A 23,435-nucleotide genomic window follows, 5' to 3' on the forward strand; every position below is an offset into this window, starting at 1 on the left:
CGCCGCGGCCGCTACGCGGGATCAGGTGTTCCAGGCGACGACCGTGGAGGAACGAGGTCGGCGCTGGGTGAAGGCGATGGCGATGGTGGGCACCAGGGTCAGTGCCGATATTCCGGTGCCGATCATGGCAGGACCGGCGGCCCCGAGGGTGGAGTCCAGGGCGAGTCCGTCGATCCACGAGCCCGCCGCGGTACCGAGGTTGAACGCCGAGACGGTCAGGGCGGACCCCAGGGTGGGAGCGCGGCCCGCGAAGCGGACGCCCAGGGAGATCAGCACCGGGGTGGCCACGAACCCGAAGAAGCCCAGCAGGGCGACCAGCGCGACCGTGGGCACGGCGAAGTCCGACAGCAGGGCGATCGCCAGCAGGATGACCGTGGCCGACGCGGCAGCCATGACGGTCGTCGCGTACGGGCGGACGTCACCGAGACGACCCCCGACGAGGAAGCCCACCAGGGCGCCCCCGCCGAACCCGACGAGCACCAGCGGGACGAGACCGGCCGCGATACCCGCCCGCTCGGTCAGCAACGGCGAGATGTAGGAGTACGTCCCCAGCACCCCGGCGTTCGTGGTGATGCAGGCCGTCAGCGCCAGCCACAGGCGTCCGGAACGCAGCGCGGACAGCTCGGACCGGATCGACACCGCCTGCTGGCCGGGCCCGTCCTCAGGGACGTGGCGAGCGATGAGGGCGATGGAGGCCGCTGCGAGGGCCGCGAGTACCCAAAAGGGTCCCCGCCAGCCCGCGAGGTGCCCGGCGAAAGCGCCCAGCGGCACGCCGACGACGTTGGCGAGCATCGCGCCCGAGCCGACGACTCCCACCGCGCGCGAGCTGGCGGCGGGCCCGGCGGCGCGTGCGGCCACCACATTGGCCACAGCCCAGAAGGCTCCGGTCGCCAGCGCCGTCAGGAAGCGGGCCGCCAGCAGCAGCGGGAAACTGGAGCTGAGCGCCACGATGACGTGGCCGGCGGCGAAGACGCCCAGTGCGAGCACCAGCGTCAGCCGCCTGGGCAGCCGCAGCGTCAGCATGGACATCAGCGGCGCGCCGACGATCATCCCGACCGCGAAGACGGTGATCAGCAGCCCCGTCCGGGCCACGCTCACGTCCAGATCGCCCGCGATCTCCGGCAGCAGGCCCGCGACCACGAACTCGGTCGTGCCCATCAAGAAGGTGCCCAGCGCCAGCACATGGATGACGAGCGGAAGCCTGGCAGGCGCACGCTCGCGCTCTTCGACGCCTGCGTCGCCAGGGATGTCGAGGACTTCTCCTCGCGTGGTCATGTTTCTTACTCCAGAGGGGGCGTGATCAAGCTTTCGTCCCCCAGGAAACCTTCCTGGCCGCGCGCGAGGAAGGTTGAATTTATGGGGGGTACAAGCTCAACCTCTCTCCGCGGTGGTGCACGGCTACCGTGGGGTCATCGCGGCCCTCGCCGCCACCGCCTGGCGCCATTTCGTGTCCTGCACGCCGAACTCTGCACCGAAGCGCTGAGCACCCGGATCACCGACCTGGATATCAGCTCGCTGCCGAGGATCGGCACCGTCGACCAGCTAGGTGTGCTGTCCGGGGACGTTGGTGACGGGCGACGCGCCGTGAGTGGTGCTTGAACGAGGCGAGGGCCTCTGGTTTCGGTGTGGATTGCGACATCTGTACCGGCACGCAGGAGGCCCTCGTTGATCCACCGTAACGCCCCGCTGACTCCGACCGGCAGGCTGCGTCTGGCCCGGTGTGTCGTCGAGGACGGCTGGCCGCTGCGACGGGCGGCCGAACGGTTCCAGGTCAGCCACACCACCGCAGCCCGCTGGGCCGGACGCTATCGCCACCACGGGGCAGCGGGCCTGCACGACCGCTCCAGCCGCCCCCACCACTCACCCCGCCGGACACCCGCCGGTGTGGAGGAGCGGGTGCTGCGGATGCGCCGCGAACACCAGATCGGCCCACTGCGGCTGGCCGCCCGTTCTGGCGTCGCCGCCTCCACCACCCACCGCATCCTCCAACGCCACGGCCTGCCACCGCTGACCGTGTGCGACCGGGCCACCGGCGAACCCCTCCGCCGCTACGAACGCTCCCGACCGGGCGAACTGGTCCACATCGACGTCAAGAAGCTCGGCCGCATCCCCGACGGCGGCGGTCACAAAGTCCTGGGCCGCGTGGCCGGCCGCAAGAACAAGAGCGGGACCGGTTATGCCTTCCTGCACACCGCGCTGGATGACCACTCCCGCCTGGCCTACACCGAGAACCTGTCCGACGAGAAGGCGGCCACCTGCGCGGCCTTCCTGGCCCGCGCCGCCGCCTGGTTCGCGGTCCAGGACGTGACCGTCGAACGGGTGCTGACCGACAACGCCTGGGCCTACAGCAAGAACACCTGGCGGCAGACCTGCCGTGACCTGGGCATCAGCCCCCGCTGGACCCGCCCCTGGCGCCCGCAGACGAACGGGAAGGTCGAGCGCTTCCACCGCACCCTGCTGGAGGAGTGGGCCTACCAGCGGCCCTACACATCAGAAGCCGAACGCCAGGCCGCGTTTCCCGACTGGCTGGACTGGTACAACTTCCACCGACCCCACACCGGAATCAGCGGCCACACCCCAGCCAGCCGCATCACCAACCTCTCCGGACAACACAGCTAGGCCGTGTCTCTTCGATCATCAGCCGCCTTCCTCGGTCCCCAAACCCGCGGCACGCGAGCCGGTCGGAAACCGGGTGCGGACTGTCCGTGCCGTGGTGTGTGATCGGGGGTATGGCGATTAAGTTGGGCAAGCCGGGCATCGACGGGCTGAGCGAGGCTGTGGTCGTGCTGCGGGAGTGGCAGTACGACAGGGCGCCGATGCAACTGCATCCGGGGGACCTGGGCTGGTTCTGGCGGTCAGGTGCGGAAGCGACTGCCGCGGCGGTCAGGACGTGGAGCCGGGACAGACAGATTCTCGCCGTCGGGCTGCTGGACGGTCCTGGGCTGTTGCGGCTGACGATCGCGCCAGACGCTCATCGGGACGAGGAGCTGGCGCAGCAGTTGGTTGAAGACGTGACCGAGCCGGAACGCGGCGTGCTGCCTGTGGGGAAGGCGAACATCGAGGCGCCGCTGGGTGCACTGGTCCAAGATCTGCTGTCGGAGGACGGCTGGAACGCCGACGAGCCGTGGACGCCGCTGCGACGCAACCTCAAGGAGCCGGTGAAGGACCCAGGCGTGCGGATCGAGGTGGTCGGGCCGGAGCAGGCGCACGTATTTGCCGCCGTACATCGCGCAGCGTTCAACGGGTCGAGGTTCACGGACGAGCGCTGGCGATGGCGGCCGGATTGCCGTACGTCGACGCCCGGTCTCTGGTCGCGTACGACTACCAGGGCAACGCGGTGGCGGCGGTGACGGTGTGGTCGGCCGGTCCGGGTAGGCCCGGGTTGCTCGAACCGATGGGCGTGCACCGGGAACATCGCGGTCACGGCTATGGCAAGGCGATCACCGTCGCCGCGGCGGCCGCACTCCAGAAGCTGGGCTCGTCGAGCGCGATCGTCTGCACCCCGAGCTCCAATGTCGGCGCCGTCGCCACCTATAAGTCAGCCGGCTTCCAGCAACGCCCCGAGGTCCGGGACAAATACCGGGATGCCCAGTGCCTTGTCTCCTCGATCACGAGCGGAGCCAGATGAGGAGTGCGGCAGCTGTGACGGTGCCGAGGAAGACGTATCCGCGCTTGTCGTAGCGGGTGGCTACGGCTCTGAACTGCTTGAGCTTGTTGATCGCCCGCTCAACGGTGTTCGGGCCTTGTACCGGGTCTTGTCGAAGCCGGGTGGCCGACCGCCGCGTGAACCCCTGCGGAGGCGGGCGGACTTGGTGCCGCTCTTCTCTGGGATCACGTGCCGGATCCCACGTCGTCGCAAGTAGGAGCGGATGAGACTGTTGCTGTACGCCTTGTCGGCGCTGACGCTGTCCGGCAGCCGCCGCGGTCGCCCCGCGCCGAGCCGGGGAACGCGGATCTTGTCCATGACCGGTTCGAACTGGGTGCAGTCCGCCCGCTGGCCTGGGGTGACAACCAGTGAGAGCGGTCGGCACTTACCGTCCGCGCTCAAATGGACCTTCGTGCTCAGTCCGCCACGGGAGCGGCCAAGCGCTTCGCCTGGCGCCCCGCCTCCGTCAGGAACGGGCGCAAGAGCGTGTGCGCGGATGTGAACTGATCTTTGCCCAGCCCCTTTTGAGGTACTGGGCGGTGCAGGTGGCGAAACGGTTGCGGCCCCGGCGGCGTGCTGGTGAGCGCGGACCGAGGCGGAGTCGATGTTGATGTTCCAGTCGATGTCGCCCGCGGCGTCGGCGACCGCTTGGACGTGCTGGAGCAGGCGCTCCCAGGTGCCGTCGGCCGACCACAGCAGGTGACGCTTGTGGACGGTCTGCCATGAGCCAAAACGTCCGGGCAGCTTGCGCCACTGACGGCCAGTGCTGAGCCGATGAATGATCCCGTTGATCACCTGCCGGTGATCACGCCACCGACCGCACCGATTGTTGCTCTTGGGCAGCGACGGCTCCAGCGCCGCCATTCGTCGTCGTTTAGATCCCCCCTGCTGAGCATGACCAGAACAACGAATCACTGATCGAAGAGACACCCTCTAGTCGACAGCACCGATGTCCTCAGCAATCCGGAACTGACACACGCCGCCACCCACGCACAGCTGGCGTGAGGGTTCACCGCAAACCCACCCTCCGCCCCGGCGACGAGAGTGCCCGTAAAGGCGCTGTGTGGCGCTCGGCCGGAGACATGAGCCTGCGCGCCTACGTCGTCGCCGCTGCGGGGCGACGACGCGGGCGCATCGCGCTCTCAGGGTCGGGGGCGGCCTTCCGCATCTGTGGGCACGGCGTGATCGGCATGGGCCGGGGCCGGGACGACGACCTTGCGCGGCTCGCCCAGAGCGCCGTGGTGGGCTTCCTCCTCCCGGGACAGACACTCGATCAGATAGTCCCCGGTTTCGGAGTCGATGGTCACCCCGTGGGTCTCGCTGCGGAATCCGGGGAAGCGGCGGTCGAACGACTCAAGGGCAGTCAGATAGCGCAGTAGCGGACCGTTCACGTTGCCGACGCTCTCGCCCGGCATCAGCACCGGGATTCCGGGCGGCGTGACGGTGACCATGGCCGCAGCCACCCGCCCCGCCGCGTCGGCCAGCCGCACCCGCTCCGTGCCGCCGCGGATCAGTCGCTGGTAGCAGAGCTGCGGAGGGACGACCGGCTCCGGAAGCTCCTGAAAGGCGGTGTCGAGCAGCTGGACCAGACTCACCTCGCGCAGATAGTCGTGCATCTCCTGGCACAGACCGCGCAGTGTTCCGCCGGTGTAGCGGTTCGGATATGCGGTGACCAGTCCGGGCAGGACACGGTCGAGCGGCGTGTCCTCGTCGTAGAGGGACTTGAAGTCCATCAGAGCGTCCAGGAGGGTGCCCCACTTGCCCTTGGTGATACCCATGGAGAACAGGACCAGGGTGGTGTAGCTGTCGGTCTTCTCCACCACGACGTTCCGGGTGGCCAGGTAGGACGTGAGGATCCGGGCGGGAATGCCCCAATCGGCCATGTGGCCCGTAGCGTTGATCCCCGGGCAGGTCACGGTCACCTTGAGGGGATCGAGCATGCAGTAGCCCTGGCCGAGCCCGGGGAATCCGTGCCAATCCGCCTCGGGCTCCAGCTCCCAGCACGAGGGCTCCGTACGCAGCAGCTCGGCCGGGGCCTCGTCGAAGGGCAGCCGCTCGCCGCTGGACGGGTCGGTCACCGTCTCCGGCTGCCAGATGCCGAAGAACCAGGCGGGACGGTCACCGGCGGCCTTGATGCGACGGCCGATCCGCACCACCGCCTGGCGGAAGCGGACCGCCTCGGTCACCGCTTCGTCGATCAGCCAGTGGCCTTGTGGCCCGTCCATCATCGCGGTGGCGACGTCCAGGGAGGCGATCATCGGATACAGCGGGGAGGTGGTGCCGTGCATCATCAGCACCTCATTGAACCGGTCGTGCTCCACCGGGGCTCGGGGTGCGGGCTTGATGTGCACCATGGCGCTCTGCGACAGCGCGGCCAGCAGCTTGTGGGTGGACTGGGTGGCGAAGACGGTGGGCCGATCCGGGCCGGGGAAGGTGTCAGGTCCCACCGACATCCCGTAGCGCCCGGCGTAGAGGGGGTGGAAGCGGGCGTAGGCGAACCACGCCTCGTCGAAGTGGACCCGGGGCGTGCTGACCGCGAACGCTCGGGCGACCTGGACCGCGTCGTAACACAGGCCGTCGTAGGTGGAGTTGGTGAAGACGGCGTACTGGGCCCGGGGAGACAGCGCGTCGCGCGCCAGCGGGTTTCCGCCGATCCGGGCGGTCACGGTATCCGCCTGGATCTCCCCCGGGGGCAGCGGCCCGGCAAGACCGTAGCCATTGCGTGTAGGGATCAGATACACCGGCCGCGAGCCGGAGATGACCAGGCCGTGCAGCACCGACTTGTGGCAGTTCCGGTCCACGAGGGCGATCTCGTCACGGGTCACGCTGAAGTGGCCGACCAGGCGATCGCAGGTCGAATCGCCGTGGAGGACGAAGTACGTGAGGTCGGCGCCGAAGACCCGGGCGGCGTTCCGCTCCGCCTCCCCGATGGGCCCTGTGTGCTCGAACAGGGAGCCGAGCGCCTCGACCGAGATGGACAGATCGCTGCGGAACAGCCGCTCCCCGAAGTAGTCGTGGAAGGCCCGGCCCACCGGTGACTTCAGAAACGCGACGCCGCCGGCATGGGCCGGGGTGTGCCAGGAGTACTCGTGCGTATCGTCGAAGTGGCGCAGCGCCTTGAAAAACGGTGGCAGAACGGCCTCGCGGTAGGCGCGGGCAGCGCCGGTAATCCGTCCGGCGATGAAGGCAGCGGTGTCCTCCTCCGGCCAGACGTACCCGACCACGGTCTCCGACACCCACAGCGGCAGGTCCTCGAACCCCTCGTCGGCCGCGATGAGGAAAACCGGCAGGCCCTGGAACCGCCGGCCGACGTCGCGCAGCACCGTGGCGCCGCCCGGTTCGCCGTCCGGCCCGCCACCCGGCCCATCGTTCGGATCAAGCTCCCAATCCACCAACGCCGCCGCCATACCGGCCTCGGTGCGCAGCACCGTCCGGGCCTCGGCGCCCGTCCCGGCCCACCGCACCGCGAACCCGGCTGCCTCGACCGCCCCACGGATCCTGCGCAGCTGTTCAGCCCCGGCCGTGTCACCCCCGGGGTGCTCCCGGACCGCGAACAGAACGGTGTTGCCCGCCATATCCCCTCCTCAGCCTGCCGCCCTCTGTCCGTCAGAGTTTCGGGGGACGGACCCACGCATGGTGGTACAGCCAGAGAAGACCACCCGAAAGAAGGAAAATCACCCCGCACCGTCTGGACGCATCCAGGCGGCGACGGCCGCAGGACGGTCCACTCCAGCGCCGAGCCGCGCACGGCATCCTCGGCCGACCGCACGAGTTCGTGGTCCGGGCCGAGGCCGCCGAGATGCGGCGGCCTCGGCCCTGCTCTCTGGGCACGGAAGCGACGGCCGGTGGCTGGTCAAGAACACCGGAGTTGGCCGTCCTCATACGAGGAGTCCGAACGTCACCGCCATCCCCAGTGCCATGGCACTGTGGCAGGCAAGACCGAACGCGTCGCGCTCGACCGGCGCCGCGGGGCGCCGCGGGCCGGTGGCGTCGGCGAGCCGGGCGGCGTCGAAACTGCGCGCCAGCCACCGCAGGGCCAGCACGAGCAGCACCCCGGCCAGCAACCCGGCGGTCAGCCTCGGGCCGGTGTCGGTGAGAGTCATGGTCACGGTGCCGGAGCCACCGGACATGTCCATCCCCGGCATATCCGCCATGTCATGGGAACCGCCGTGTCCCGCCATCGAGCCGGACGAGACCATCGCTGCGGCCATCCAGGCCATCGCACCCATCATGACGACGTGCGGAAGAGCACCCCGTAAGGCGTGTGTGCGGGAGGCTGGAGCGGGCCGTGCCAGAGCCACCCCCGCGAACCACACCGCGCCCAGCGTGAACAGCGCGCCCTGCGGCCCGGCAGGGAGGGTCATCCCCCAGGGCCACACCATCGCCGCCATAGCAGTGGCCATCACCGCGTGCAGCAGGTGTGCCACCCTCTCGACCGCGCCCGGGCCGCCTCCGGCCCGTCCGGGCGCGCCGGTCCGCCACACCGCGGAGAGGGCGGGCACGACGAACAGCAGGGTCAGGACCCAGCGCAGACCCGTCGCGGCGATCATCGGTCACCGTCCCGGGGTGTGCGGTGTTCGTCCTCAGGGGCGTCCGGCCGCGTTCCCGATGTCCCGGGCGCGGTGGGCGCGGTCTGCTTGTTGGGCATCGCTGGCCTTCTCTCAGGTGACAGCAGGAACAGTGATCAGTGGGGCCATGTGGCGGCGGCTCCGCCGGGCCGTCCGATGGGGGGTCAGGCCAGGCCGGTGACGCTGTATCCCGCTTCGGTGATCGCGGCGCGCACCTGCTCGTCGTCGAGCGTGGCGCCGCGCACCGTGACCTCGTTCGACGGAAGGTCGACGCTGACCTCGCTGACCCCGGACACCTCGGAGACCTCCTCGGTGATGCTGGCGACGCAGTGTCCGCAGCTCATGCCGGTGACGATGTAACGGATCTCTGTCATGGTCATCGCTCCTGGTGTACGGAGGTGGGGAAGGTGATGCTTTCGATAGGGAATACGCGTATATAGGCGTTGATGTTCATCTCAAGTGCCTGCTGTCTGCGTCCGTTTTCCGCTCCGGTCGGCCAGGCGGCCGAGGGCAAGGTCGATGAGCAGGAAGGCGGCCAGGGGGATGCCGAGGAGCGGCAGGTAGTAGCCGAGCACCGCGATGGCGACGGTCAGTGTCGCCAGGGCGTACGACGGCACCTGCCGCCAGGCGCCGCGCGGGATCGGGCGGCCGAAGGCACCCGCGCGGCCACGCTGCCACCACATCCGGTAGCCCCACAGGATCAGGAAGATCAGGGCGAGGGCGAGCGCGGCCAGGGCGATCTGGTTGGGCAGCCCGAACAGGCTCCCCATGTGGGCGTCGACGCCCCCGCGCGAGAGCTTGGCCAGCAGCGGATAGTCGGTGAACCGCACCACGTCGGTGACCTGACCGGCGGCTGCGCTCCGTCCTCGGTGTCGGCGGTGGCGGGTTCGGCGGACATGGGAACTCCTGGATCGGGGGCGGTGCCGGTCGGCCGGCGCCGTACCAGTCCAGTAGTCGGGCCGCCGGACTAAGGAGTTCCCGGAGACATGGCGTGACGTGCGCCACGGCGTGTGGTCCGACAGACTCATTCCGCTGAGGGTCCGTGCGGTTCACCGGCCACGGCGGAACGGAGAGTTCTCACCCTGCATATGTCGGGCGACAGGCCCGGACAGTTCCCGGCCCGGACCGTCTTCTCCTTGTGTGACAGAGCCTTCGCAGGATGAGCGGCCTGCCGCGCCGGCTCGTAATGGTGAGCGGATCCCAGCCGTTTCCGGAAGCCCGTACAGGGGAGTGCCGAAGATGCCGTTGACCGATACCGTCTCGCCGCCGCGACCGGCGCCCGACGAAGCGGAGCCACGCGGGGCCTGGGTGCGTCGCGTGCTGCCGCCTCCCGCGCTGGCCGGATTCCTCGTCCTCCTGGTGGTGTTGATGGCCGCCTCCTACGCCGTGGGGCGGGCCGCCGGTCCGGTGGCGCCCGGCATCCACCGGAGCGTGCCGCAGGACGACGGGGGCGGGGGCATGGGCACCCACGGCATGGGGTCACTGGACCACAGCGCGTGGGTGGGGGCGCGATGAGCGAGCGCCCGGATGCCGCGTCCCCTCCGCCCGGCCCGTCCGACGCACCCGCTCGCACCACCGATCTGCTGATCGGCGGCATGACGTGTGCGGCCTGTGTGAACCGGGTGGAGAAGAAGCTGGCCCGCGTCGAGGGCGTGAGCGCCACGGTGAACCTGGCCACCGGAACGGCACGGGTCTGCCATCCGGAGAACGTCACCCCGGACGAGCTGATCGCCACCGTAGAGCGGGCCGGTTACACCGCCGAACTCCCGGCCCCCGCCACCGGAACCACGGACGAGGACCTGTCCTCTTCTGCGGATTCCACGGATTCAACGGATTCCACGGACGGGGCCGATGGGCAGGGCCGTGAAGAAGCCGGTGACCTCGAACGGCTCTTCGTCACCGCGGTGCTGGCGGTGCCCGTGATCGTGCTCTCGATGGTTCCCGCCTGGCAGTTCGACCGATGGCAGCAGGTGTGTTTCACCCTCGCCACACCGGTCGCGATCTGGGGCGCGTGGCCCTTCCACCAGCGGGCACTGCGCGGCCTGCGGCACGCCGCGGCCACCATGGACACCCTGGTGTCCCTCGGTGTCCTCGCCTCCTACGCGTGGTCCGCGTACGCGCTGTTCTGGGGCGGTGCGGGCCTGCCGGGCATGCGGATGCCGTTCAGCCTGCTGCCCTCGGCCGACGACGGTGTGCCCCACATCTATCTGGAGGCGGCGGTCGCCGTGCCCCTGTTCGTCCTCATCGGACGGCATCTGGAGGCGCGTGCCCGGCACCGGAGCGGTTCGGCGCTGCGGGCGCTGGCCGAACTGGGCGCCAAGGACGTGGAGTTGCGGGAGCCGGGTGGCAATCGCCGCATCCCGGTGGCCGCGCTCACCACGGGGCAGGAGTTCGTGGTGCGCCCCGGTGAGAAGGTGGCCACCGACGGGGTGGTGGTCGAGGGCGGGTCGGCACTGGACCTCTCGCTGGTCACCGGCGAGAGCGTGCCAGTGGAGGTGACGCCCGGCTCCGCCGTGGTCGGCGGTGCCGTCAACGCCGGTGGGCTGCTCGTCGTACGGGCCACGGCGGTCGGCGCCGACACTCAACTCGCCCGTATCACACGGCTGGTGACCGAGGCCCAGGCGGGCAAGGCCGGGATGCAGCGGCTCGCCGACAGGGTGGCGGGGGTCTTCGTGCCGGTGATCGTGGCCATCGCCGCCACGGTGCTGAGCTTCTGGCTCGGCGCGGGTGCGGCGGGTGAGTCGGCCGTCACCGCGGCCGTGGCCGTCCTCGTCGTGGCCTGCCCCTGCGCGCTGGGACTGGCCACGCCGACCGCGTTCCTGGTGGCAAGCGGACGAGGGGCGCAGCTCGGTGTCCTCGTCCGGGGCCCGGAGGCGCTGGAACGGCTGCGCCGCGTGGACACGGCGGTGCTCGACAAGACCGGCACGCTCACCACCGGCCGTATGTCCCTGGTCGACGTAGGCGTGGCGGAGGACGGGCCGGAGGCGAAGGAGGTGCTCCGGCTGGCCGCGGCCGTGGAACAGGGCTCCGAACACCCCATCGGCCGGGCGGTGGTGGCGGCGGCCCGCCGTGACGAGGACGGTGACAGCGGTCTGCCGGGGGTGACGGAGTTCCGGGCCCACCCCGGAGAGGGGGTGTCCGGCCAGGTCGAGGGCCACCAGGTGCGCGTACGCCGCCCGCGTCCGTCGGAGCCGCTGCCGGACGCACTGCGCCGGGCGCGGGATGCCGCCGAGCGTGCCGCGCACACCGCCGTGATCGTGGAGCTCGACGACCGCCCGGTCGGACTGCTCGCCGTCGGTGACACTTTGCGGCCCACCAGCCGCGAGGCGGTGGAGGCGATGCGCGCGCTGGGTATCGAGCCGGTGCTGGTGACCGGCGACGGGACCACCCCGGCCCGGGCGATGGCCGAGCGGGCGGGCATCGAGAGGGTCCACGCCGGGGTGACCCCGGAGGGAAAGGAACAGATCGTCACCGCGCTGCGCGCCGAGGGCCGGTGCGTCGCGGTGATCGGCGACGGAGTCAACGACGCCGCCGCGCTGGCCACCGCCGACCTGGGCATGGCGATGGGCGGTGGCACGGACGCCGCGATCGGCGCGGCCGACATCACGCTCGTACGGGAGGACATGCTGGCCGTGGTCGATGCCATCCGGCTCACCCGGCGCACACTGAGCACCATCCGCGCCAATCTCCTGTGGGCCTTCGGGTACAACGTGGTCACCGTCCCGCTGGCCGCGACCGGTTGGCTCAACCCCATGGTCGCGGCCGCGGCCATGTCCGCGAGTTCGGTCCTGGTCGTCACCAACAGCCTGCGGCTGCGGGCCTACGCCCCGGGCGGGCGGCAGACCGGCACACCGCCTGCTCCCCTCGCGTCACATGACTCAGCGGTCGCCGAGCGTGGCCGTACGGGAAGGAAGAACGATGTCCTCAGCGACCGATGACCGCATCCCACCGCGGCGCCGTCTGAGAGGGGCGGTGGCCCGGGGAGCGCGGGCGGCACTGGTACCGGTGGGCGGCTGCGCGCTGGCTCTGGCCCTGCTCACGGGCTACACGGCGACCGGGGCGGCGGGAGAGCCCGCACCGAAGATCGAGGTCAGCGGCGGCCGTATCGTCCAGTCCGCAGGTCAGGCGGCCGCCGCGTACTTCGAGATCCGCAATGTCGGGGACCGGGACGACACGCTGGTCTTCGCCGACTCCCCGGAGTTGGGAGTCTCCATGCTGCGCGAGCCCGACAGGAAGCAGCCGGGTGCCGTCCGGCGGGCGAAGAAGGTGACCATACCCGCGCACAGCACACTGCGGATGAAGCGGGGAGGCGCCCATGTCGCCGTCCTCGACCCGCCGTTGCTGAAGCCGGGCGAGAGGGTGTCCTTCAACCTGTGGTTCTCCGGACGTGGCCGGGTGGGGGCCGAGGCCATCCGATCGCATCTCATCGAGCCGTGAGATCACAGCCTGCTCGCCATGGCGGGAGGTTCCCCTCCGGGGAGTCGTTTCTCCGGCTCTTCCAGTTCCCCGGGGTGCCACACTTTTCGCTTTTCCTCAGAAGAGTTTCGGGCCATCGAGGCGCCGGGCACGAGTGCGTCAGCGGCCGTATGCCCCTGATTTCCGAAACCAAAGGCGGTGCACCATGCGCGAAATTGAGGCGCAGTCCCTGGCCACGCCGCACTCTGACGCGAGGTGAAATCACCCGCGGACCGGCACTGTGCGGTACCCCCGGTCATTGGCCGGGGTACCGCCGGACCGGGCACCGCTACATCCTTCCTCGGATGGCGAATGCTTTCGCCGAACGACGGCATCGAAGATGCGAATGAGACGGGGGTACAGCACCGTGCACTGGTATGAGGACGAGGATTTCTGGTCGGAATTCTCCGAGACCATGTTCTCCGGACGAAGGCGCTCCGAGACGGCGGAAACGGTGGCGACATCACCGCTCTTGGCCTTCCCGCCCGGGGCCCGGGTGTTGGATCTGTGCTGCGGCCCGGGGGTCTATCTCGTGCCGCTGGCGCGGCGCGGCTACACGGTGACCGGCGTCGACCTCAGCCCGGTCATGCTGGAGCGGGCGCGGGCCGTCTGCGCCGAGGCCGGAGCCGACGTCCGTCTGGTGCACGCGGACATGCTGGAGCACGTCGAGCCGGAGTCGTACGACGTGGTGCTCAACGTCTTCACTTCGTTCGGCTACTTCGACGACCCGCGGGACAACCTCCGGGTGCTGCACAACGCCCATGACTCGCTGGTGCCGGGCGGCCAGTTGCTGATCGACGTCATGGGCAAGGAAGTGCTCGCGGGCTGGATCGGCCGCCCCCAGGTCGTCGAGCTGGAGGGCGGCGCGTACGTGGTGCAGCGCGACACCGTCCTCGACGACTGGTCGCGGCTGCGCACCGACTGGACCCTGGTGCGGGACGGCACGGCGCGGGAGTCGTCGATCACCTCCTTCCTCTACAGCGGAACCGAGCTGCGAGCGCTGTTCGAGCAGGTGGGCTTCACGGACGTGGAGTGTTTCGGCGATTTCGACGGCGCTCCGTACGACCAGCACGCACGGCGGCTCATCGTGCGCGGCACCCGCCCCGTCTGAACAATCCGCGGTGTCCCGGGAACTCAGAGGCTCCGTCGGCCGACCACTGAGGAGACGGCGGTGCTCGGCCGCCCCTTGAGGAAGGTTTGCATGGCCAACACCGCGCAGGGCACCACATCACAGCATGCGGCATCCGCCGCCCGGGCCGCTCCGGCCGCCTCAGCCTCCCGGGCCGGCCGCGGGCGGCTGCTGACCATGCTCGTGGCACTCTCCGTCATCCTCGTGGTTTCCGTGCTGGCCGGTATCGCACTTGGCCCCACGGTCGTCCCGCCCGGGGACGTCCTGCGTTTCCTCGTCGCCGCCGTCACCGGAGGCACCATCCAGGCGGAGGACGCGACCGGGTACGCCGTCGTGTGGGAGGTGCGTACCCCGCGCGTACTGCTGGCCTCCGTGGTCGGCGCAGGGCTCGCCACGGTGGGCGTGGCGGTGCAGGCGCTGGTGCGCAACGCGCTCGCCGATCCGTTCGTGCTGGGCATCTCGTCGGGCGCCTCGGTCGGCGCCACGGCCGTCGTGGTCTTCGGGGTGTTCGCCTCCCTGGGGGTGTACGCGCTGTCGGCCGCGGCGTTCCTCGGAGCGCTCGGCGCCACCGTGCTGGTGTACCTGGCGGCGCGCGGACCGCTGGGACTGACCCCGCTGCGGCTGGTGCTGACCGGGGTCGCGCTGGCGTACGGCTTCCAGGCCCTGATGAGCGTGCTGGTCTTCCTCTCCCCCAACGGGCAGGCCGCGCGGACCGTGCTGTTCTGGCTGCTGGGGAGCCTCGGGTCGGCGTCGTGGGAGTCGCTGCCGCTGGTGGCCGCGGGGGTCCTGGTCATGGTGGTGGTGCTGCTGCGGCAGAGCCGGTCGCTGGATGTGCTGTCGATGGGGGACGAGACCGCGGCCAGTCTGGGGGTGGACGCGGAGCGGCTGAGGCGTGGGCTGTTCGTGCTCACCGCCGCCGTGACGGGACTGATCGTGGCGGTCAGCGGAGCGATCGCCTTCGTCGGGCTGGTGCTCCCCCACGTCGTGCGCATCCTGGTCGGCTCCACGCACCGCCGGGTGCTGGCGGTCGCCCCGCTCGCCGGGGCCTGCTTCATGGTGTGGGTCGACCTCCTCGCCCGTACCGCGTTCGCCCCGGAGGAACTCCCGCTCGGGGTGATCACCGCGCTGATCGGGGTGCCGGTGTTCATCACGCTGATGCGGCGGCGCGGATACCAGTTCGGAGGCCGGTAGATGTCCCTGTGTCTGCGTGCGATGTCGGTCGAGGCGGGCGGTCGTGCCCTGGTCGACCGGTTGGCTCTGGATGTGGCGGAGGGCGAGGTGGTCGGCCTGGTCGGGCCCAACGGCAGCGGCAAGTCCACCGCGCTGCGCTGCGTGTACCGGGCCCTGAAACCGACCTCCGGCGCCGTGCTGCTCGACGGCACGGACCTCGCCGCCCTCTCGCTGCGCGACAGCGCCCGGCAGGTCGCCGCGCTGACCCAGGAGAGCCGGTCCGAACTCGACTTCACCGCCTGGGAGGTGGTGGCCCTGGGCCGCGCCCCGCATTCCCGCGGCAACCGGCCGCTGACCGCGCGCGAACGCGACCTGTGCCACGAGGCGATGAACCGCATGGACGTCGGACACCTCGCCGACCGCAGCGTGCTGACCCTCTCCGGCGGGGAACACCAGCGCGTGCTCGTCGCCCGGGCCCTGGTGCAGGAACCCCGCGTCCTGGTGCTGGACGAACCCACCAACCACCTCGACATCCGCCACCAGGTGGGGTTGCTGTCCTTCCTGCGCGGCTCCGGGCTGACCGTCCTGACCGCACTGCACGACCTGAACCTGGCCGCCGCCGTCTGCCACCGCGTCGCCGTGCTGAGCCACGGCACCCTCGTCGCGGACGGCCCTCCGGCCGAGGTCCTGACACCCGGACTGGTCCGGGAGGTGTTCGGGGTCACCGCCACTGTCGTGGCCCATCCGCGCACCGGGGTCCCGCAGTTGCTGTACGACCTCGTTCCGTCCACGGAGCCCGCGACGCCCCCGGGCAAGGCAACACCCACGGACACCGCAACACCCCCGGACACCGCAACACCCGCCGATGCCCTTCCGGAAGGAACACGCACGTGATCAGATCTCCGCGCTCCCCCCGCGCCCTGGCCGCCGGGTTCCTCGCGGCCGGGCTCCTGGCGACCGTGACCGGCTGCGGCGCCGATGTCGAATCCAGGGCGGAGGACGGCAAGCCCACCACGGTCACCGTGTCCAACTGCGGGGAGAAGGCCACGTACACCCGCCCCGAGCGGGCGGTGGCCTACGACGTCAGCGGCGCCGAGAAGATGTTCTCCCTGGGGCTGGCGGACAGGATGCGCGGCTACGTCATGAACAAGCTCGGCGACCCCGCGATCGCCGGTTCCCCCTGGCGCGACGACTACAAGAAGGTCGACCGGCTGGGCACGGAGCGCATCACCCGTGAGATCGTCATGGACGCCAAGGCCGACTGGGTGCTGGCCGGCTGGAACTCCGGCTTCGGGGAGGACCGCGGCATCACCCCCGCCCTCCTCGAGAAGGTGGACATCGCCTCGTACGTGCACACCGAGACCTGCTGGGACTACGGCGACAAGAAGCCGGACGTCACACCGCTGGAAGCGCTCTACACCGACCTGGAGAACCTGGGCCGGATCTTCGGCGTCGAGGGGCGGGCCGACAAGCTCGTCAGCAGTCTCAAGTCCCGTGTCGCGGCGTTGAAGAAGACCTGGCCGACGAAGGGCGACCCCGCGAAGGTGTTCGTCTACGACTCCGGCACCGACCAGCCGTTCACGGCGGGACGCCACGCCGCCCCCAACGACATCATCCGCGCCGCCGGCGGCCACAACGTCCTCGATGGCCTCGACAAGGGGTGGACGAGCGTGGGCTGGGAGCCGGTGGTCAAGGCCAAGCCCGAGGTGATCGTCGTGGTCGACTACGCGGACCAGCCCGCGAAAGACAAGATCAAGTACCTGAAGTCGCTGCCCGCGCTGAAATCCGTCCCGGCGGTCGAGAACGGGCGCTTCTTCGTCATGTCGTACGGCGACGCCGTCAGCGGGCCGCGCAACGTCAAGGGCGCCGAGGACCTGGGCCGCTACCTGCGCTCGGTGGGACGGTGACCGCGCAGATGACACCGCTGCACACCGAAGCCGCACCCACGGCCGTCGTCCACGAGCACATCACCGACGCCATGAAGGCCCCCGACCTGCTCCGGCTGACCGACAACATCGTCCTCGCCCGCTTCGAGACGATGAAGATCTACGCCGCGCTCGGCGCCGTCCGCACCCTGCTGGAGCGCGGCACCATCAGCCCCGGCCAGACCCTCGTGGACAGCTCCAGCGGCATCTACGCCCTGGCTCTGGCCATGGCCTGCCACCGCTACGGGCTGCACTGCCACATCGTCGCCTCCACCACCGTCGACGCCACCATGCGCGCCCAACTGGAAATCCTCGGCGCCACCGTCGACCAGATGCCGCCCTCGGAGGACCTCCGTCTCGACCAGGAGCGGCGCGTGCGCCGCGTACGGCGGCTCATCGCCGAGCGGCCCGGAATGCACTGGATGCGCCAGTACCACGACGCCGTCCACTACGCCGGATACCGCGAACTCGCAGACCTCGTCGACGACGCGCTGCCCGGCGCCCCACTCGCGGTGATCGGCGCCGTCGGCACCGGAGCCTCCACCGGCGGACTCGTCCACCCGCTGCGCGAGCGGGGCCGTCCCGTAACCCTGCTGGGCGTACAGCCCTTCGGCAGTGTCACCTTCGGCAGCGACGGCTTCCAGGACCCCGAGGCGATCATCGCGGGCATCGGCAGCTCCATTCCCTTCGACAACGTCCGCCACCACCTCTACGACACCCTGCACTGGGTCGACTTCCGCCACGCCATGGCGGGCGCGGTCGGCCTGCTGCGCGACCACGCGGTGTTCGCCGGACTGTCCACCGGCGCGGCCCACCTCGTCGCGGGCTGGGAAGCCGCCCGCCACCCTGAGCGCACCCATCTGGTCATCGGCGCGGACACCGGACACCGATACACCGAGAAGGTGTTCACCCGTCACCGTGAAGCACCGGACCCACGCACGCTGCGGCCCCGCCAGATCACCACCCTCGACGACCTGGCCATGCCGTGGTCGGTCATGGAGTGGCAACGGCGCCCCTACGACGCCGCCTCGGCACGAACCATGGAGAAGAGCGCATCGTGACCATCGCCGCGCTGGAAGCGCTCACCTTCGGACTGGCCCGGCTGGTGGAAGCGGCCGCGAACGCCGGACACCGGCTGGCCCTCCTCACCCAGGACCGCGCCATCTACCGCCACGAACTGGCTCAACTCCCGCCCGACGCCGCCGCGCTCGACATCATCGATGTCGACACCGGGGACGAGGAGGCCACCGCCAAGGCCCTTGCCGGACTGTCCGATCTGCGCGGGCTGATCAATTCCACCGACACCTGGAGCGTGCCGGGCGCCGACCTCGCCGCCCGGTTCGGCCTGCCCGGCCCCGACCCGGCATCCGTGCGTCTGCTGCGCGACAAGTACCGCGTACGCAACCTCCTCCATGAGCACGGACTGAGCCGTGGCGGCGCCCTGGCCGTGACCGCCGATGCCACCTCGGCCGCCGAGGTGATACGAGCCGTGGGCCTGCCCGCCGTCCTCAAGGACTCCGCGGGCACCTCCTCCCGCAACGTCTGGGTCGTACGCGATGAACACCGGCTCCGTACCGCGCTCACCGAAGCCGCACAGCAGACCCTCAAGGGGGAACTGTTCGCCGAACCGTTCCTCGCCGGGCCCGTCTACAGTGCCGAAACCCTGAGCTGGACGGGCAACACCCGGCTGCTGGGCGTCCTCAGCCGCCAGCTCTCGCCCGAGCCCGCCGTGCGCGAGGAGGCCGCCGCCTTCCCCGTCGCCCTCCCCGAGTCCCAACGCGCCCTCATCCAGGACTGGGTGGGACGGGTCCTCAGCACAGCCGGACACGACAGCGGCTTCGCCCACGTGGAATTCGTCCTGACCACCGAGGGCCCGGAGTTGGTGGAGATCAACCGACGTATCGGCGGCGCGATGGTCGGCGAGGCGCTGTGCCGCGCCCTGGACACCAATGTGTACGACGCCATGGTCGACACCGCGCTCGGCCGACGCCCCGCTCTCCTCGACCGCCCGGCCCTCACCGGGCCCGCCACCGCCTTCGTCCTCCTCTACCCCGACCGGCCCGGCACCCTCACCGGCTGGGCCGGACTCGACAGCCTGGCGGACTTCCCCGGAGCGCCCGAGTGGTATCCCACCGCCGCCCCCGGGGACCGTGTCGAGCACCTGACCGACCAGCGCGGCTGCACCGGCATCGTGCTGGCCGAAGGCGCCACCGCCGAACTGGCCCTGCACCGCGCGCTCAGCGCCGCCGGAAGCGTACGACCGCTCATCGACACCCTCGACGACCGCCCCCACGACCGCCCCGACCGACCGTGAGCCCGCGCTCCGGCCGACCGGCGGGCTTCACCGGCCCGCAACGGTTCCTGCTGGCCGGTTCGTTCCTCATCCCCCTGGGCAGCTTCGCCGTCCTGCCCTTCATGTCCGTCCTGCTCCACGAACGGCTGGGCATGGGGCTCGGCGCGGTCGGCGTGGTGCTCGCCACCGCCTCGCTGGTGCAGTTCTCCGGCGGAGTGGTGGGCGGCGCCACCGCCGAACGCCTCGGGCTGCGGCGCACCATGCTGCTGGCCCTGGTGATCCGCACCGTGGGCTTCGCGGCCTTCCTGCCCGGGCTGCGCCACGCCTACGTCGCCGTCGCCGCCCTCTTCCTCGTCTCCTGCGGCGCGGCGCTCTACCTCCCCGCGAACAAGGCGTACCTGGTACACGGCGTCGAGGAGGCTCGGCGCCCCCTGCTGCTGTCGGCAAGCGGCTCCGCGCTCAACGCCGGTATCGCACTGGGGCCGCTCGCCGCGGCGCCCTTCGTGCTGAACTTCTCGGCCGGGCTCTTCACCGCCGTCGCCGTCCTCTTCGCGGCCATCACGGCGGGCCACGCCCTGCTGCCCGCCGAAGGGCCCTCACCCGCACCGGCCGGGCCGGGGCGCGAGGATGGCGAGGACACGGGCAACGCCACCCGGCAGAGCGTCCTGCCCTTCGCCGTCACCGTGCTGAGCCTGTACCTGTTCATGTTCTTCCAGCACTACCTCGCCCTTTACGCCGTGCCCCGGACCTCGGCGACGTACTACGGCCTCGTCCTCGCCCTGTACGCCCTCCTCCTCGTGGTGGCGCAGCCGCTCCTGTCCGGCTGGATCGCCCGCCTGCCCTACGCCCGCGCCCTGCGGATCGGCTTCGCCGCGATGGCCACAGGCATGGCAACGCTCGCCCTCGGCAACCACGCCGCGATCCTGGCCGGGGCCCTGCTCATCTGCTGCGCCGAGGTCATCCTCTTCCTCAAGAACGACCTCGAAGCCCTCGCCCGCTCACCCCGCTCCCCCGCCGTGGTCTTCGGCCGCCAGCGGCTCGCGGCCGGAATCGGCGCGTTCGTCAGCGGCGTCGCCGGGGGCGAGGGCTACCAGGCGGCCGAGCGGGCCGATCACGCCGGTCTCTTCTGGGCCGCCGTCGCGGTGCAGTGTGTCGTGCTGCCTCCGCTGCTGACCGCGGCCCTGCGGGTTCGACGCGTCCGTAACGGCTCCCCTACCTCCGGAGTCTCCGGGGAAACAGCTTGATGGGCGAGCCCGGGCGCCTGTGACGATCGGTGCCCGAGGCCGGGAGGCTCAGGGGCCATGCCGCGGGCCCTGACCTGCGGATCTGCGGCGGCTGCAATTCAGCCCTGACAGAACTCGGCCTCGACGGCCGCGTCCTCCAGCTTCTGCTCGCCCCAGTCGCCATTGCGGTTCATGGTCAGGACGTGCCGACCGTCCGCCGAGGCCATCGTCCGGGTTGCGGATCCGGGGATCATGCCGCCATGGCCCCAGGCCCAGCAATCCGCCTTGAGCTTGAAGTGCCGGATGCCGAGGCCGTAGACGTCCTCCGGCCCGCCGTGCCCCTTGTCCCCGTCGACAGGGACCGCGTCGAGCAACTCCCGCTGCTGTGCGGCGGGGAGCAGCTCGCCGCCGAGCAACTCCGACAGGAAGGTGTTCACGTCGCCGACGGTCGAGATCATCTGTCCGGCCGAGAAGGCCACCGTGGGGCTGAACTCAGTGACGTCACGCACCTGTGCGTACGGCCGGTCCTCGAAGAGCGTGGAGTAGTGCGTCGCATGCGGCGAGGGAACCTTGGGCGAGGCACCGGGCACTCGGGTGCCTCGCAGGTCGAGCGGTTTGATGATGAATCGCTCGACCGCCTTCTTGTAGGTGCCGCGGGTGACCTTCTCGATGATCATTCCGGCGAGAATGTAGTTGGTGTCGGAGTAGTCCCATTCACCGGGCCTGCCGGGCCTGCTGCCTTGTTCGGGCTGGAAGTTCGGCGGGTGGGCGAGCGCTATGTCCAGTAGCTCCGCGGGGGCCCACCTGGTGTAGCGGTTCTTGTCGAACTCGTCACCGGCGTACTTGGCGCGGAAACCCTCGTCCATGTTGTAGTCGAAAATCCCGCTCGTATGGCGGAGCAGGTGCCGCACGGTGATGTGCTCGGGCCTGTAGCCCGTGCCGCGCACCACCCCGGGCAGCCATTTCTCAAGGCTGTCGTCCAGCGACAGCCTTCCCGTGGCTTCGAGCTTGAGAAGCACCGCGGCGGTGAAGGTCTTGGTCACGCTGGCGATGCGGAACTTCTCCCGGGTACTGCGTTGGTGCCTGACGGAAAGGTCGCCGACACCGGCCCGGCCGTTCCACACCCGGTGGCGGTTCCGCACTTGGGCGATGACGCCAGGGGTGCCCTGCGCCACGATCTCGTTCAAGGCTGCCTGGGTCTTCTCGTGTAATCGCGAACCTTGGTGACGGGAATCCGCGAGGGCAGGGGTTGTGGCGATGAGCGAACACACCGCGGTGAGGACGACGAGCAGACGACGCGAAGACTGAAGGTTGCTCATGACAACAGCTGACCAGCAACGGAAGCCGTGCACCATCGGGAATGCCCCGGAGACCGCTCCGGGGGCGGCTCAGGGACCTGTCAGGGGCACGGCTCAGGCAAGACGGCCTCTTCGACGCGGCCGTCACGGGCCTCTCTTCAGTGCCGACCGGGCACATGCCAGAGCTTCGGCGTCTCCTCGGACACGGCCGCGACCCTCGCGACGCTGACGCAGCTCGGCTACGCGGCCGGGATCTTCGGCCACCGGCCTCCTGCTCGCCGCGGGCACCCTGGTCGGCCTGGCCACCGTGGTCCCGCAGATCCTGCTGCCCATGGCGGCCGGGCTGGTCGAGCCCGGGCGGCGCGGCAGCGCGATCGGCACGCTTCAGCCCGGGCTCATCGGGGCGGCATCCTGCTGGCCCGCACCTTCGGTGGCGTCCTGGGCGAGCACCTGGGCTGGCGCGCCCCCTAGCTGCTCGCCGCCGCCCTCACCGCGCTGATCGCCGTCGCGCTGGGATTCGTCCTGCCCACGACCACTCCAGCTGTCCGTGACCGCTACCCGGCACTGCTCGACGACACCCTGCGCGTGCTGCGTACGGCGTCCCGCATCTTCGCCCTGCGCCCCGAATTCGGCAGCCGCGTCTTCGACCGTTTCGGCTGGGTGGTCGTGTGCGCGCTCATCGCGCTCGCCGTGGCGGTGTCGCTCGCCGCGTGGCGACCTGCCGGTCCCCGGCACCGCCACCCTCTGGTCGTACGGCCGGCGGGACAGCCGCAATCGCAGAAACCCGGCCACGAGCAGAACCGCCGCCCGGCGGCGGCCCGGCCGATCTCGAAGAGGCGGGCGGGCCCCCGCCGGGCAGCGCATCGGAGGGACCGCCGCGTTCAACCTGCGCTCCCGCTGGCGAAAGGCCGACTGACACGGGCGGCGCCGGCCGAGCCCCGCTCAATGAATGTGAGACCCGCCGTTGACGTCGTACGTCGCTCCGGTGAGGTAGCTTGACTCGGGCCGGGCCAGGAAGGCGATGACGTCGGCCACGTCCTCGACACCGCCGATGCGGCGTACCGGTACGTCCGCGATCATGGCCGTCTTGCGCTCCTCGTCCAGCTTCCCCTGCGTGATGTCGGTGTCGATCAGGCCCGGGGCGACGGAGTTGACCGTGACTCCGGAGGGGCCGAGTTCGCGGGCGAGCGACCGCGCGAAGCCCAGGAGGGCGGCCTTGGCCGCCGAGTAGGCCACTCCCCCGAACACCCCGCCCCCGCGCTCGGCCGACACGGACGACAGGAAGATGATGCGGCCGAAGCCCCGGTCGGCCATCCCGGATGCCACGCGGTGGGTGACCAGGAAGCTGCCGCGGACGTTGACCTCGAAGACCCGGTCCCACTCCGTGGGCGTGACGTCGACGAAGCGGGTCGGGGACGTGATTCCCGCGTTGTTCACGAGGGCGCCGATCGGCGGGAGCGCCGCTTCGACCTCCCCGATCGCCGCGTCGACCGCGTCGGCGTCGGTGACGTCCGCCGCGAGGCCCAGGGCTTCCACCCCGTGCCGGGCCGCGACTTCCCGGGCGGTGTCCTCGGCAGCCTCCTTGTCCAGGTCGAGGACGGCGATGTGGTAGCCGCCGGCGGCCAGGGCGTGCGCGGTGGCGCGTCCGATGCCGCGACGGGAGCCCGCACCGGTGACGACGGCGGTACGGGGGATGTGCTCGGTGGCCATGCGGTTCTCCTGAGGAGT

The 23,435-nt window shown here is 70.6% G+C and carries 19 protein-coding genes and 2 pseudogenes; 12 read left to right on the top strand and 9 right to left on the bottom strand.

Features of this window, described 5'->3' with window-relative positions; genetic code table 11:
- Positions 1-21: 21 nt before the first annotated feature.
- The gene (locus HYQ63_RS01625; RefSeq protein ID WP_179932145.1) at positions 22-1,275 is read right to left on the bottom strand and encodes an MFS transporter; all 1,254 of its coding nucleotides are present in this window, start codon (positions 1,273-1,275) and stop codon (positions 22-24) included.
- Positions 1,276-1,665: 390 nt separating this feature from the next.
- On the opposite strand from HYQ63_RS01625, the gene HYQ63_RS01630 reads away from it, so the two are divergent.
- Entirely contained in the window at positions 1,666-2,619 is a 954-nt protein-coding gene (locus HYQ63_RS01630) for an IS481 family transposase (RefSeq protein ID WP_179932146.1), read from the top strand.
- Positions 2,620-2,729: 110 nt separating this feature from the next.
- A pseudogene (locus HYQ63_RS01635) lies at positions 2,730-3,628 on the top strand (GNAT family N-acetyltransferase).
- Here the strand turns inward: HYQ63_RS01635 and HYQ63_RS01640 are convergent.
- The 5 genes and pseudogenes from HYQ63_RS01640 to HYQ63_RS01660 form a co-directional block, all read right to left on the bottom strand.
- Positions 3,609-4,542, bottom strand: a pseudogene (locus HYQ63_RS01640) (IS5 family transposase). The pseudogenes HYQ63_RS01635 and HYQ63_RS01640 sit on opposite strands and share 20 nt — an antisense overlap.
- A gap of 246 nt (positions 4,543-4,788) precedes the next feature.
- On the bottom strand, positions 4,789-7,221 hold the full coding sequence (locus tag HYQ63_RS01645) for an Orn/Lys/Arg decarboxylase N-terminal domain-containing protein (protein WP_179932147.1): 2,433 nt from the start codon (positions 7,219-7,221) through the stop codon (positions 4,789-4,791).
- Positions 7,222-7,524: 303 nt separating this feature from the next.
- On the bottom strand, positions 7,525-8,196 hold the full coding sequence (locus HYQ63_RS01650; protein WP_179932148.1) for a DUF5134 domain-containing protein: 672 nt from the start codon (positions 8,194-8,196) through the stop codon (positions 7,525-7,527).
- A gap of 182 nt (positions 8,197-8,378) precedes the next feature.
- Positions 8,379-8,588 (bottom strand): heavy-metal-associated domain-containing protein, encoded by a 210-nt coding sequence (locus HYQ63_RS01655; protein WP_179932149.1) that lies wholly within the window; start codon positions 8,586-8,588, stop codon positions 8,379-8,381.
- A gap of 81 nt (positions 8,589-8,669) precedes the next feature.
- Positions 8,670-9,242, bottom strand: coding sequence for a PepSY domain-containing protein (locus tag HYQ63_RS01660; RefSeq protein ID WP_179932150.1), 573 nt, complete (start codon positions 9,240-9,242; stop codon positions 8,670-8,672).
- Between the two features lie 211 nt (positions 9,243-9,453).
- Here HYQ63_RS01660 and HYQ63_RS01665 point away from each other — a divergent pair, with 211 nt between their 5' ends.
- From HYQ63_RS01665 to HYQ63_RS01710, 10 genes are all read left to right on the top strand, one after another.
- The gene (locus tag HYQ63_RS01665) at positions 9,454-9,729 is read left to right on the top strand and encodes a hypothetical protein (RefSeq protein ID WP_257231526.1); all 276 of its coding nucleotides are present in this window, start codon (positions 9,454-9,456) and stop codon (positions 9,727-9,729) included.
- On the top strand, positions 9,726-12,152 hold the full coding sequence (locus HYQ63_RS01670; protein WP_179932151.1) for a cation-translocating P-type ATPase: 2,427 nt from the start codon (positions 9,726-9,728) through the stop codon (positions 12,150-12,152). The genes HYQ63_RS01665 and HYQ63_RS01670 overlap by 4 nt, the downstream gene beginning before the upstream one ends.
- Positions 12,133-12,651, top strand: a complete 519-nt coding sequence (locus HYQ63_RS01675) for a copper chaperone PCu(A)C (protein ID WP_179932152.1) — start codon at positions 12,133-12,135, stop codon at positions 12,649-12,651. Before HYQ63_RS01670 ends, HYQ63_RS01675 begins: the two co-directional genes overlap by 20 nt.
- A gap of 385 nt (positions 12,652-13,036) precedes the next feature.
- Positions 13,037-13,780, top strand: a complete 744-nt coding sequence (locus HYQ63_RS01680; RefSeq protein ID WP_179932153.1) for a class I SAM-dependent methyltransferase — start codon at positions 13,037-13,039, stop codon at positions 13,778-13,780.
- A gap of 90 nt (positions 13,781-13,870) precedes the next feature.
- Positions 13,871-14,989, top strand: a complete 1,119-nt coding sequence (locus HYQ63_RS01685; protein WP_373689009.1) for a FecCD family ABC transporter permease — start codon at positions 13,871-13,873, stop codon at positions 14,987-14,989.
- Positions 14,990-15,862, top strand: coding sequence for an ABC transporter ATP-binding protein (locus tag HYQ63_RS01690; protein ID WP_179932154.1), 873 nt, complete (start codon positions 14,990-14,992; stop codon positions 15,860-15,862).
- A complete protein-coding gene (locus HYQ63_RS01695; protein ID WP_257231527.1) occupies positions 15,859-16,875 on the top strand; it encodes an ABC transporter substrate-binding protein in 1,017 nt (338 codons plus the stop codon). Before HYQ63_RS01690 ends, HYQ63_RS01695 begins: the two co-directional genes overlap by 4 nt.
- Before the next feature lie 8 nt (positions 16,876-16,883).
- Entirely contained in the window at positions 16,884-17,954 is a 1,071-nt protein-coding gene (locus HYQ63_RS01700) for a pyridoxal-phosphate dependent enzyme (RefSeq protein WP_179939643.1), read from the top strand.
- Positions 17,951-19,207 carry an ATP-grasp domain-containing protein gene (locus HYQ63_RS01705; RefSeq protein ID WP_179932155.1) on the top strand — a complete coding sequence of 419 codons (1,257 nt, stop codon included), beginning with the start codon at positions 17,951-17,953 and terminating at the stop codon, positions 19,205-19,207. The genes HYQ63_RS01700 and HYQ63_RS01705 overlap by 4 nt, the downstream gene beginning before the upstream one ends.
- Positions 19,204-20,430 carry an MFS transporter gene (locus tag HYQ63_RS01710; RefSeq protein WP_179932156.1) on the top strand — a complete coding sequence of 409 codons (1,227 nt, stop codon included), beginning with the start codon at positions 19,204-19,206 and terminating at the stop codon, positions 20,428-20,430. Before HYQ63_RS01705 ends, HYQ63_RS01710 begins: the two co-directional genes overlap by 4 nt.
- Positions 20,431-20,528: 98 nt before the next feature.
- Here HYQ63_RS01710 and HYQ63_RS01715 read toward each other — a convergent pair whose 3' ends face one another.
- The 3 genes from HYQ63_RS01715 to HYQ63_RS01725 form a co-directional block, all read right to left on the bottom strand.
- Positions 20,529-21,596 (bottom strand): serine hydrolase, encoded by a 1,068-nt coding sequence (locus HYQ63_RS01715; RefSeq protein ID WP_257231528.1) that lies wholly within the window; start codon positions 21,594-21,596, stop codon positions 20,529-20,531.
- A gap of 495 nt (positions 21,597-22,091) precedes the next feature.
- Positions 22,092-22,499 carry a hypothetical protein gene (locus tag HYQ63_RS01720; RefSeq protein WP_179932157.1) on the bottom strand — a complete coding sequence of 136 codons (408 nt, stop codon included), beginning with the start codon at positions 22,497-22,499 and terminating at the stop codon, positions 22,092-22,094.
- A 150-nt stretch (positions 22,500-22,649) separates the two neighbouring features.
- Positions 22,650-23,417: an SDR family NAD(P)-dependent oxidoreductase gene (locus HYQ63_RS01725; RefSeq protein WP_179932158.1), complete on the bottom strand. Its 768-nt coding sequence runs from the start codon at positions 23,415-23,417 to the stop codon at positions 22,650-22,652.
- Positions 23,418-23,435 lie beyond the last annotated feature (18 nt).

Source organism: Streptomyces sp. Rer75, from assembly GCF_013414305.1.
Taxonomy (GTDB): Bacteria; Actinomycetota; Actinomycetes; order Streptomycetales; family Streptomycetaceae; genus Streptomyces; species Streptomyces himastatinicus.